At 59.3% G+C, this 11,855-nt stretch carries 11 protein-coding genes; 3 read left to right on the top strand and 8 right to left on the bottom strand.

Going from position 1 to position 11,855, the window contains the following annotated elements:
- Window positions 1-208: 208 nt before the first annotated feature.
- Entirely contained in the window at window positions 209-670 is a 462-nt protein-coding gene (gene mscL / locus EAY64_RS18770) for a large-conductance mechanosensitive channel protein MscL (RefSeq protein WP_103526242.1), read from the top strand.
- Window positions 671-738: 68 nt separating this feature from the next.
- Here mscL and EAY64_RS18765 read toward each other — a convergent pair whose 3' ends face one another.
- The 3 genes from EAY64_RS18765 to EAY64_RS18755 form a co-directional block, all read right to left on the bottom strand.
- Complete coding sequence (locus EAY64_RS18765) at window positions 739-2,562, bottom strand: methyl-accepting chemotaxis protein (protein WP_103526241.1); 1,824 nt, start codon at window positions 2,560-2,562, stop codon at window positions 739-741.
- Between the two features lie 174 nt (window positions 2,563-2,736).
- The gene (locus EAY64_RS18760) at window positions 2,737-3,348 is read right to left on the bottom strand and encodes a methyltransferase domain-containing protein (RefSeq protein WP_103526240.1); all 612 of its coding nucleotides are present in this window, start codon (window positions 3,346-3,348) and stop codon (window positions 2,737-2,739) included.
- A 21-nt stretch (window positions 3,349-3,369) separates the two neighbouring features.
- Window positions 3,370-3,762, bottom strand: coding sequence for a DUF1289 domain-containing protein (locus EAY64_RS18755; RefSeq protein WP_103526239.1), 393 nt, complete (start codon window positions 3,760-3,762; stop codon window positions 3,370-3,372).
- 96 nt (window positions 3,763-3,858) lie between these two features.
- Here EAY64_RS18755 and EAY64_RS18750 point away from each other — a divergent pair, with 96 nt between their 5' ends.
- Complete coding sequence (locus tag EAY64_RS18750; protein WP_103526238.1) at window positions 3,859-4,107, top strand: hypothetical protein; 249 nt, start codon at window positions 3,859-3,861, stop codon at window positions 4,105-4,107.
- Between the two features lie 143 nt (window positions 4,108-4,250).
- Here EAY64_RS18750 and EAY64_RS18745 read toward each other — a convergent pair whose 3' ends face one another.
- The 4 genes from EAY64_RS18745 to nosP form a co-directional block, all read right to left on the bottom strand.
- On the bottom strand, window positions 4,251-4,628 hold the full coding sequence (locus EAY64_RS18745) for a DUF779 domain-containing protein (RefSeq protein ID WP_103526237.1): 378 nt from the start codon (window positions 4,626-4,628) through the stop codon (window positions 4,251-4,253).
- A gap of 180 nt (window positions 4,629-4,808) precedes the next feature.
- On the bottom strand, window positions 4,809-6,329 hold the full coding sequence (gene adh / locus EAY64_RS18740; protein ID WP_103526236.1) for an aldehyde dehydrogenase: 1,521 nt from the start codon (window positions 6,327-6,329) through the stop codon (window positions 4,809-4,811).
- A 277-nt stretch (window positions 6,330-6,606) separates the two neighbouring features.
- Window positions 6,607-9,210: a hybrid sensor histidine kinase/response regulator gene (locus EAY64_RS18735; RefSeq protein WP_233566512.1), complete on the bottom strand. Its 2,604-nt coding sequence runs from the start codon at window positions 9,208-9,210 to the stop codon at window positions 6,607-6,609.
- Window positions 9,207-10,376 (bottom strand): nitric oxide-sensing protein NosP, encoded by a 1,170-nt coding sequence (gene nosP / locus EAY64_RS18730; protein WP_103526235.1) that lies wholly within the window; start codon window positions 10,374-10,376, stop codon window positions 9,207-9,209. Before nosP ends, EAY64_RS18735 begins: the two co-directional genes overlap by 4 nt.
- 325 nt (window positions 10,377-10,701) lie before the next feature.
- Between nosP and EAY64_RS18725 the strand changes: the two genes are divergently transcribed.
- Window positions 10,702-11,352 (top strand): response regulator, encoded by a 651-nt coding sequence (locus tag EAY64_RS18725; RefSeq protein WP_226034163.1) that lies wholly within the window; start codon window positions 10,702-10,704, stop codon window positions 11,350-11,352.
- An 89-nt stretch (window positions 11,353-11,441) separates the two neighbouring features.
- Here EAY64_RS18725 and EAY64_RS18720 read toward each other — a convergent pair.
- Window positions 11,442-11,855, bottom strand: a 414-nt coding sequence (locus EAY64_RS18720; RefSeq protein ID WP_233566511.1) for a methyl-accepting chemotaxis protein, incomplete at its 5' end; no start/stop codon positions are given.

The following is an 11,855-nucleotide window of genomic DNA, read 5'->3' as shown; positions in this document are numbered from 1 at the left end:
TCCGCAGGTCGCAGGTTCGAGCCCTGCTCGGGGAGCCAGATAAAAGCCCGCTTTGATAGCGGGCTTTTTGCATTGCCATTGCCTCCGCCGTTTCCTTTTGACAAAACCCCAGCTCCTCGCAAAGAATCGTCTGACTATCACAGCGGTTTATTCGTGCTAAAATAAGCATTAATTAACTCTGTATTAAACAATAACCATAGGATCAGCCATGTCCATTCTGAAGGAATTCAAGGAATTTGCTGTTAAAGGCAATGTCATCGATCTGGCCGTCGGTGTGGTCATTGGCGGTGCGTTCGGCTCCATCGTCAAATCACTGGTCGACGATGTCATCATGCCGCCAATTGGCCTGCTGGTCGGCAATGTCGACTTTGCCAACCTGTTCTTCGTATTGAAGGAAGGCGCCAAGCAAGCCGGGCCTTACGCTTCGGTAGCTGCCGCCAAACAGGCAGGTGCGGTAACCATGAATATCGGCCTGTTCATCAACTCGCTGGTGAGCTTCACTATCGTGGCCTTCGCCATTTTCATGCTGGTGAAAGCCATCAACAAGCTGAAGCGCGAAGCGCCGGTTGAAGCTGCCCCGGTTGCCGCCACCAAGGAATGCCGCTACTGCCTGTCCAGCGTGCCGGAGAAGGCCAGCCGCTGCCCTTGCTGCACCTCGCAACTGGATTAAAGCCTGGTGGATGTTCCAATAAAAAAAGAGGCCCTATGGCCTCTTTTTTATTTCCTGCATCAATGGCTTCAGCGCCGGCCTTTTTTCTCCAGGCCCGCCGCCTCCAGCAGACTGCCGGGATCAAAGCCCAGGCGCAGGGCACCCCAGTGCCTGCCGTCGATAAACACCGGCAGCGTCAGCTCGGACAGGATCTCTCCGGTATCGCGCATATAGGTATGCAACAGGAAGGGCTCGGTATTACGGGCCGACTTGAGCCCGGCAGGATCAGAAAAAATACGCTTGTCGCGGCTATTGACCAAATCTTTTTGTTCGTCACCAGTCAGTGGCTGGCTATACCAGCTGTTATGGGTAGGTGCATAGCCATTGCTGTCTACCAGCAGGCAGAAGCGCCCTCCCACCACATCCCGCACCAGACTGTCGTAATGCGCTTGTACCATGCCTGCCAGCTTCTCGTCATAGGCGGTATGGTATTTGCTGGGTTTGCTGCCGGGAATGGCCTGGTAACGCTGGTCGAATATATTGACGCCCGTTTTGTGCTGTTGCTGCAGCACGCCCTGCAACTCATCGCGCATGCTGCGCGCCAAGCCTATCATGCGGTCAAATTCACCTTCGCCAATCACGAAGCGCGAGACCATTTCCTGCACCTGCTCGGCTACTCCGGACAATTCGTCAGCTACCTGCTCGGTATGATTGAGGCGTTCGGTTACCTGCTGTCCCAGATCGTGAATTTCCGACACATGGCGGTTTACCTGACGATTGGTTTCGGCGAAATCTTCCATGGTGCCGGCAATTTGCGTCAGGCTGCTGGCCGTGGCTTCGAAATCGCCCATCATGCGACCAAAATGCTGCGAGGCACGCGACACCACTTCGCGGGCCTGATGGGTTCCGGCAGTGATTTCATTGGTTTCAACCTGGGTGTCCGACACCAGACCCAGCATGCCATCGATATTGCTGGATATTTCGTCGGTGGCCTTTTTCACCTTCTCCGCCAGCTTGCGCACTTCGTCGGCCACCACCGCAAAACCACGGCCGCTTTCACCCGCACGGGCCGCCTCGATGGCGGCATTCAGTGCCAGCAGATTGGTCTGATCGGAAATATCCTTGATCAGATCGACAATGGTCTTGATGCTGGCGGAACGCTGGCTCAGGTCTTCCACCGTTTCGTTGAAATGACCGACTTTCTGACTGATGTCATAAATGCGGTCGGCCACCGTTTTCAGCTCATCGTAAGACTCACGTGCCACATCCAGATTGGACAGCGTGGACACGGAAATGCTTTGCGTCTGACCGGTGACCTGATTAATGCCCGTGGTGGTCTGATCGCTGGCATCGCGCACGCGGGTGGCGAATTCATCCTGGCGTACCGCACTACCCAGCGATTCACTCACATTCTTGCGGGTGCGGGCAGAATCCATGGCAATGCGCACGGTCATCAGCCGCACATTGCTGATGATTTCGCGCATTTTCAGCTGGAAGCGATTGTAGGAGACCGAAACATCACGGATTTCATCATAAGTAATGGCCGGAATATCGCGCGACAGATCCCCCTCGCCAGCGCCAATCTCATTGAAGATGCCTATGATCATTTTCAGTGGCCGCACAATGAGATAGCGCAGATACCAAACCATGAAGCAGGTAAAGGCCAAACCCAGCAGCCACAGGCAGCTGCCCCAGAAAATGGCACTATCGATGCTGGACAGAATGTGGTTGGACACACCACTGGGAACCGCCGGGTTATTCAGTTGGCCACGAATATCGGTCAACACCACATACGAATAAGCCAACATGATCAATTGGAACAGGCTCAAACAAAAGAAACTGCACAATTTCCTGGTCAGTGTATTGAAGAAGGTTTTTTCGACCAGGGTATATACGCGCCAGAACCAATCCATGCTCTCTCCTTACGACCTGCTGATATTGCTTGTTATATGTTTAAAGCGGGCGCTACATTTTTACCTTAAATCTGTGAAATAACCAATCCCAATTGCAATAAAAATGACCGTTATCAAGAACCATTCCCCGCCAGTTCACAGCGAGCACAAACTGTAACTACAGGATATGAAAGATTATTCTGCCAGCTCGCTGCCGGCGGCGAGCTGGCGCTGCCACACCATCCAGAACTCCTGCCCGGCAAATACCGGCAAAGGCGCGCCAACCGGCTGACAGTCTCTCAGTGCAAAGCCCTCACCAAACAGTTGCTGCAGTGCATCGCGGCTCGTACCGAAGGGAGGCCCCTTGGCTTTGTCCGCCAGGAAAAACACCCCGGCCAGATAAGCGCCACTAGGAATCAGTTGCATCATCTTATGGGTATAGTCTCTCCACATCCTCGGCGGCAAGGCGCACAAGAAGGCTCGCTCGAACACCAGGTCGTATATTGGGGTGGCTTCCAGGGTGAAGAAGTCGGCCTGCCACAAGCGCACCGGGCTGTCCTGCAGTGCGGCAGCCGCGCGCCGGATGGCTTCATGGCTAAAATCGATGGCATCCACCTGCATGCCGGCCTGCAGCAGCCAGCGTACATCTGCCGCTGAGCCACACCCCGGCAGCAAGACCCTGCTCCCTTGCGGCAAGGTGGCAATGAAGCGCTGCATATGTGCATCCGGCTGCGCCCCTTCCCATGGTGTGACGCCCTGCTGGTAGCGCACATCCCAGAAATCAGCCAAGGAACTGTCCTGCGCCATATTTCAGTTCTCCATTAACTACTAATTGACCAGCACCGCATACTGACGCAATTGTGCGGCAATGCCATCCAGCCCTTGCTGCACATCCAGTGGCAAGGCCCGGCCATCGGGCAAGCGCAGTTGCACAGTGGCGGCCTGCATGCGAATGAACAACTGCCGCCCATCCAGCGGCAACATCCCCCACTCCTCACCATCCAGTTGCTGCAGGTCGAGCAGTACCCCCAAGCGCTCGGCGATATCCAGCAAAGCTTGCCGCTGCGGCAACTGCAGCCATACCTGCTCGCGCGCCGGCTCGTCCATAAAGCACCAGTTGGAAATCTCGGCAAAGCTGCGACCGCAGCCGCGGCAGACATTGTCCCCCACGGCGGTGGTGCAACGGGCAACACAAGGGGAATCGGGACGCTCAAGCGCCATGCGCCACTCCCGACTGAAACACTTCCGTCATATTTCTTGACTTTCCCAACAAAAATGTCAGATAAATGAAAAATCGCTGCAACAATATAGACACAAATGCCACGCAACGAATTATTGGTGTTCCGGATACTACGCATTTTGCGCCTGAAGCAGGTGCAATATCTGGACGAGCGCCAGCTGATCGCCGCCATTCGCCGCGAAACCGGTGATGAATTCAACGACCTGACCATTCATGAGCATCTGCGCCACATGCAGCAGCATGGGCTGCTCAAGCCGGTCACCCTGCGCAAGGTCAATGGCTACGCCCTTGACTGGGCCGGCTACGACTACCTGGACGCATCCTGAGCAGGCAGATCAGCCACCAGCCGCACCGTACAGATCGCCCGATACAAATGAAAAACCCCGACTAGCGGGGTTTTTCGGCTAATGCCAATGGCCTGCACATCCCTACCCGGTCATCACAAGGATGGCCGTATTGTAACGGTCCGTCAGGGCGGCGGGCGGGATTCTTGCGAACTCACAGCAGCCAATTCCTCCTCGCTTAGCAAGCGGGACAGCGTGACAAAACGCATTCCTTCCGCCGACTCCAGCGAAAAGCCACTGCCACGCCCCGGCAGGGCATCGATGGTCAGGACGCAGTTCTGCCAATAGCCATACAGAAATTCGCTGATGTAAAAAGGGCAGCCGCCGATTTCTCCCAACAGGATGTCATGATCGCCAACACGGAATTCCTGCTGGGTAAAACACAGTGGCGCACTGCCGTCACAACATCCACCAGACTGGTGGAACAGCAAGGAACCATGGCGCTGGCACAACACCGACAATAGTTCCGCAGCACGCTCTGTCATGTTGACGCGGGAAATCATGTCACCCCTTTTTGCGAGAAACCGGCGGCGCCAAAGCGAGGGCGACTCGCGCCACCCCCAAGGAGGACCGCTGCTTGCAACCGGTCACCCCACAGGGGGCTGACCGTGCAAAGAATTGCTGCCGGCAAGCCGCTGGCGCGCATACGACCACGCCATCGGCTACCGGCGGACAAGGACTGCTTAGAAGAAGCCCAGGGCTTTCGGGCTGTAGCTCACCAGCAGGTTCTTGGTTTGCTGGTAGTGGTCGAGCATCATCTTGTGGGTTTCACGACCGATACCGGATTTCTTGTAGCCGCCAAAGGCTGCATGCGCCGGATACAGGTGGTAGCAGTTGGTCCACACCCGGCCCGCCTTGATCTCGCGGCCCATGCGATAGGCCGTATTACCATCGCGGGTCCACACCCCGGCCCCCAGGCCGAAGGCGCTGTCATTGGCAATGTGCAGTGCTTCTTCCTTGTCCTTGAAGGTGGTGACGGCCACCACCGGCCCGAAGATTTCCTCCTGGAACACACGCATCTTGTTGTGGCCGGCCAGGATGGTGGGCTGCACATAGAAGCCCTCTGCCAGTTGGCCACCAAGGTGGGCCTGGCCGCCACCGGTCAGTACCTGCGCACCTTCGGCACGACCGATGTCGATATAGGACAGAATCTTGTCCAGCTGCTCACGCGAGGCCTGGGCACCGATCATGGTGGCCATGTCCAGCGGATTGCCCTGCTTGATGGCTTTGACACGGGCGACTGCGCGCTCCATGAAGGCATCGTAGATGGATTCCTGCACCAGCACGCGCGACGGGCAGGTACATACCTCCCCCTGGTTCAGGGCGAACATGGCAAAGCCTTCCAGTGCCTTGTCGAAGTAATCGTCGTCCTCGCGCATCACGTCTTCGAAGAAGATATTGGGCGACTTGCCACCCAGCTCCAGCGTCACCGGGATGATGTTTTCGGCAGCGTATTGCATGATCAGGCGGCCGGTGCCGGTTTCACCAGTGAACGCCACCTTGGCAATACGCGGGTTGGTGGCCAGCGGCTTGCCGGCTTCCACACCAAAGCCGTTCACCACATTGAGCACACCATCGGGCAATAGGTCGGCAATGACTTCCATCAGCACCAGAATGGCCATCGGGGTTTGCTCGGCCGGCTTGAGCACCACGCAGTTGCCGGCAGCCAGCGCCGGGGCCAGCTTCCAGGCGGCCATCAGCAGCGGAAAATTCCAGGGAATGATCTGGCCTACCACGCCCAGCGGCTCGTGGTAGTGATAAGCCACGGTGTCTTCGTCCAGTTCGGACAGCGAGCCTTCCTGGGCACGCAGACAAGCGGCAAAGTAGCGGAAGTGATCCACCGCCAGTGGCAGGTCGGCAGCATTGGTTTCGCGGATAGGCTTGCCGTTGTCCAGTGTTTCGACCAAGGCCAGGAAAGGCAGGTACTCTTCCATGCGGTCGGCAATCTTCAGCAGCACATTGGCGCGCACTGCCGGTGCGGTACGGCCCCAGCGATCGGCGGCAGCATGGGCGGCATCCAGAGCCAGTTCGATATCGGCAGCCGTGGAGCGGGCAATGTCACACAGCGGTTTGCCATCGATCGGGCTGACATTGGTGAAATACTGCCCTTGTACCGGTGCCACCCAGCGGCCACCAATGAAGTTGTCGTAACGTGATTTCAGCGGGACTTTCTTGCTGAGTGCTGCGAGCGCTTGCTGATACATGACGTTGCCTCCTGGCTATTAGAATCGGAGCGCCGGCTGTGACAACCGGCTGCCAGGTCATTGTGCGAAATTAGCTCATCCCCCTCTATTCGACTTTGGTCTTAGAACCGTGCCGCCGCGCTGCTGCAAGATCCGGCTCGGCCGTCGCAGTAGACGCCCTGCTCCTTAGCGCCGCAAACAAGCTCACTTCGTGACCACAGGCCAAGGTGTGCTGATACGGACAGTACACGTAGGGCGGCAGGAAGGCACACGCCAGGGCGAGGGGTTGGCAGCAGTCTTAGCTGTCGCGCTGCTGCAAGGCCAGCTTGCCCAGATGACCGATCAGCGCCCGCAGCCTGGCCGGCCGTACCGGTTTGCTAAGCAAGGACCAGCCTTCGCCAGCGACTTCGGCTGCCACTTCCGGGCTGCGGTCGGCCGTGATGATGGCGGCAGGAATCTTCAGCTGCAGCTGGTGACATAGCGCCAGGATGACTTGCGGCCCACTCGCGCCGTGATCCAGATGATAGTCAGCCAGAATCACATCCGGCGGGCGGCTCAGCTGTCCCAGCAAGGCTCGGGCCTCGTCCAGCCCGGTGGCCGCCAGCGGCAGGCAACCCCAGCCAGAAAGCAAGGTGGTCATCCCGGCCAGAATCGCCGGCTCGTTGTCGATCAGCAAAATCGTCAGGCCCTGCAATTCCGATGGCAGCACCGTGCTGATCCCCTCCTGCTGCCGTGGCATGGCACTAGCGGCAGCCTGCTCACCATAGGGCAGCACGATGCCGAAAAACGAGCCGCGCCCATGCTGTGAGCGCACTTCCAGCCGGTGTTGCAAGCGCGTGGCCAGCCGCTTGACGATGGCCAGTCCCAGCCCCAGCCCCTTGCTGCACATGGCACGGTGCTCGGGCAGGCGCTGGAACTCTTCAAAAACCTGCGCCAGCTTGTCGGCCGGAATGCCCTGCCCCTGATCCCACACACCAACCAGCACGCCTTCAGTGGTACGCCGCGCCGCCAGCAATAGCCGGCCATGCTCGCTGTAGCGCAAGGCATTGCTGAGGAAATTGCGCAGGATGCGGCTGAGCAAGACCCAGTCGCTGTACACCACGGCGCCGCACAAATGGCTACGCAGGCTCAACCCGCGCTCGGCCACCAGCGGGCTGAATTCGATGCTGAGCTGGCGCAGCAGCTGGTCGATATGAAAATGACTGCACTCCACCTCGATGGCACCGGCATCAATGCGCGACAGCTCCAGCAGGGTGTTGATCAGATCATCCACCGCCTCCAGCGAGCTTGCGGCATGCTGTACCAGCCGCATGTTTTCACCCCTGGCTTCACGTTCGGCCAGGCTGGCCACAAACAGCCGCGCGGCATTCAGTGGCTGCAGCAGGTCGTGGCTGGCGGCGGCAAAAAAGCGTGTCTTGCTGCGATTGGCCTCTTCGGCGGCGACGATGGCTTCCTGCAAGCGGCTATTGGCACGACGCAGTTCGCTGGTGCGCGCGGTGACCCGCAGTTCCAGCTCCTGCTTGGCTTGCGTCAACACCTGTTCGGCACGGCGAGTCTGGGTAATGTCCTGGATCAGCGCGTAGAAGCCATGCACCACGCCATCTTCGCCAATATGCGGAATAAAAGCCGCCTGGGCATACTCCACCGAGCGCTTGGGTGCCGGCATTTTCAGTTCGAATACCGACGACACCCCGGCCAGCGCACGTTCGACAAAATGCTGGCGCGGGTCGTACAAGGCCGGCCCCAGCACCTCGCGCAGGGTTCGACCATTGATTTCCTGCACCGGCAGGCCAAACCAGTCTTCGTAGCCCTTGTTGGTGAAGCGGTAAATCTGGTCTTTATCGACATAGGAAATCAGCGCCGGCAAGGCATCGGTAATCAGCCGCAGCTTGGACTCACTCTCGCGCAAGGCCAGTTCATCGCGCTTGCGGGCGGTGACATCGCTGCAGGTAATCACAAAGCCGGCATTGGGCATGGGGCAGGATTCGATCTCCAGCACCAGGCCGCTAACCGTTTCCACTTCGTAACTGCCATTGACCGGGCAGAGCAGCGGTATTTCCGCACTGGCCGGCAAGGCCTGCCCCACGCGCAAAATCGCCGGCGACAGCCCGGCCAGCTCGCAGAAACGATGATTCCATGCCAGCAGCAGTGAATGGTGATCAAACACCGCAATACCCTGGCGCAAGCTGTTGACGGTGGCCTCCAGCAGCTGGCGGTGGGCGGCCTGATCCTGCTGGCGCAAGCGCTGCTCCTGCCGCTTGATTTCGCTGATATCGGTATAAATGGCCACGCGGCCGCCATCGGCAGTCTGGCGTTCGCTGATACGCAAATAGCGGCCATCGCTGAGCGCCTCCAGATAGCTGCCACTGCTGTCACGGTGCAGCTGGATGCGCTGCTCACGCCAGCAGTCGACCTGGCCCAGCGCCTCCAGCGCGCTACCGGAATCGGCCAGATGGTCGAGGTATTCGGCAAACTGCATGCCGCTACGCACATGCCGTCGCAATGCCGGCTGCAGCTCGACAAAGCGCTGGTTGAAACGCACCAGCCGGTCGTGCTGGTCCCACTGGGCAAAGCCGTCGGCGATGGTATCCACCGCCACCCCCAGCCGGTTATTGGCTTGCTCGGCCGCCAGCCTGGCCTCTTCCAGCGCGATATTGCTGGTTTTCAGTTCATTCATCGCGCGTTCCAGCGCGTGGGTACGCTCCTGGATACGTTTTTCCAGCTCGGCCGACACCTGGAAGATGGTAAAGGAATTGCCATTGTCGGCCATGCCGCTCTCCACGCGGTAGATCAGCGCCTTGTTGATCTTGCGCAGCTTGGCATTGTCCTTTTCCAGCCGGGCAATGTGCTGCAGCAGCTGTGATCGGTCGGCCAGGGCTAAATCGATCTCCTGCTCCATCATCCCGCTCCGTATGTTGCAGACGGCCCGGCGGCGTAGCCGATGGCAATGCCGGTGAAGGTCTGGTTGACATGCATGGCATTGAACTGCTCGCCGTAGGTGTTAAAGCCCACCACCCGGTTTTGCACCAGCAAAGCTGACAGGCGGCTTTGCGCAGCGGTATTGCTGATCATGATGCGCCGCAAGATGCAGTCACAGCCCAGCACCACCTGTAGCTGGCCCAGCTTGCCACGGACCTGGGCAAAGGTGTGGGCCAGGCTGGCGACCAGATCCTGCGCCTCGGTACCCGACAACACCACGCCCTCGTCCACGCTGCAGAAAAAGGACAGCGACAAGTCATCGTTAACGCGCTGGATGGAACGCGCATACGGCACGCCACCCACTTGCAAGACCAGCGGGTGGGCGGCAAAAGTGTGCGGGTCCAGCCGTTCGGGGTCCAGCCCCAGCAGCCGGCAGTATTCCGCCGCCGCCGGTTCGGCATTGATTTCGGTAACCAGGCGGCTGTCGGCATCGGCCTCGGTAATCACCATGCGCTCGCCACTGCGGGCGGCATGCTCGGACTTGAACATTTCGAAAGGATGACGGCTGGCCACCATCACAAAAGCTGCGCTATTGCTGTGAAAACGGCCGTCCAGCAGGATGGCGGTGTTTTCGAAGCGCATATTGTCGCCGGCGGACCCGCCCAGCAAGGGAATATGCCCCAGCGCTGACGACAAGCGGCTGGCCACCCGCTCCTCGCAGGCCGCCAACCCGTCGATCAGCATCAGGGCAAAGCTGTTGCGGTCGATGGCCTGGCCGCTCTTGCGCGCCAGCTCATGGCGCGAAGTCATCACGGCTTCGAAGGCATCGGCCAGTTCGAAGGCGTGCAGATTATCCAGCCGGGTTGCCACGGCAAAGAAATCGGGCTCGGCAAAGCTCACCCCGCTGATACTGCCCTGCTGATAGCCATGGCAGCCGATTTCTCCTGCCGTGGTGCACCCCACCACCAGCGCATTACCAAAATAGCGGTGCAAGCTGGGGCCGAGGCTGGCCAGATCATAGGCCGGGGAAATAAACAGCAATACCAGTGCCAGATCCGGCTGATGCAGCTGCTGAAACAGCTCGGCAGCAGCCAGTGCGGGGTCCTGCTGCTGGGTACTGCCCAGCAACACCAGGCTATTCTCTATCATGTCTCCACCTTGCCGCCGCGCCACAGCGGGCGACGGCCTTGTCATTCTATTGACCGGTCTTTGCCAGTTTAACCATGCCATGCCCACAGCACGGCCTTGCCCCAGAAGGGATTGAGGCAGAGCGGTGGCTAACACGAACAGACAGCTTCATTCTAGCGTGATCAGCAAGCCAGATCGGCTAGGGCTGCGCGCAAGCAGCTGTGCAACATACGATGAGCGCCAGTCATGCAGCGGACATGCTGCCAGCATTGGCCGATTCAGGCTATAGTCTTGGACGCCGCCGCTGCCGGGCGCGCTATTTTTGCGAGACTGTATCGATATGGAAATGAGTGTACTGATTGCCGACGACCACCCGCTGTTTCGCGAAGCCTTGAAGGACGTGGTGCGGGAAGTATTTGGCGCGGACATCCGCCTGATCGAATGTACCTCGCTGGCGGAAGCCAGCGCTGCCATCCACGACGATAGCCTGGAGCTGGCGCTACTCGACCTCAACATGCCGGGCATGCAGGGGCTGAACGGCGTCGCCAGCCTGCGCCGCGCCGCGCCGATTGTGCCGCTGGTGGTGGTGTCGGCCGACGAGCGCAGCGAAGTGGTACAAGCCGCACTGGCGCTGGGCGTTTGCGGTTTCATTCCCAAATCCACCCCGCGCCAGCAAATGGCCGAGGCGGTACGCCGCATCAGCGCCGATGGCGAAATCTATCAGCCCTCCTCCCTCGCCGGCCACGATACCAACAGCCCCACCGCTATCCCTCTCACGGCCGAACAGCAAGCCATGCTAACCCGGCTGGCCAGCCTGACCCGCCAGGAGCGCTGCGTGCTGGAGGGCATTGTCGCCGGCAAGCCCAACAAGATCGTGGCGCACGAACTGAATATCGCCGAGAGCACGGTCAAGGCGCATGTTTCCGCCATCCTGCGCAAGCTGGAAGTCAGCAGCCGCACTCAGGCGGTGATCAAGGCCGGGCCACTGCTGGAATAAGACTGGGCAGCGCTGGCCAAGGCCTGCCTGCAAAGACAAGGCCCCGCTGCAAGCCAATGCGCGGGGCCTTGTTCATTTCTCAAGCGCAATCAGACCTGATACTGCGCCACCGCCTTGCCCATGCGCTCTACATTGAGCTGCAAGCGGGTCGATGCGGCTTCTGTGGCATGCGCCACTTCCAGATTTTTGCCGGTCAGTGCCGCCACCGACTCCAGGCCCTGGCCCATCAGGTCCATGCCGGTTTTTTGCTCATCGGCAGAATGGCTGATTTCCGCCACCATGCTGACGGCCCTTGCCATTTGCACACTGATTTCATCCAGCACCGCATGCGCCTGATGCACCAGCTCGACACTGGTACCCACTTGTGCCGCACTCTGGCGCATGCCGGTAACCGAACCCACGGTATCAGCCTGGATGCGTGAAATCATCTTGTCGATTTCCTGGGTGGCATTGGCTGTGCGCTCAGCCAGCTTGCGCACTTCGTCGGCCACCACGGCAAAACC

Origin of the sequence: Aquitalea palustris (assembly GCF_003693445.1) — a bacterium.
Taxonomy (GTDB): domain Bacteria; phylum Pseudomonadota; class Gammaproteobacteria; order Burkholderiales; family Chromobacteriaceae; genus Aquitalea; species Aquitalea palustris.
The sequence above is the reverse complement of the archived record's forward strand: the minus strand, read 5'-3'. Positions and strand labels throughout refer to the sequence as shown.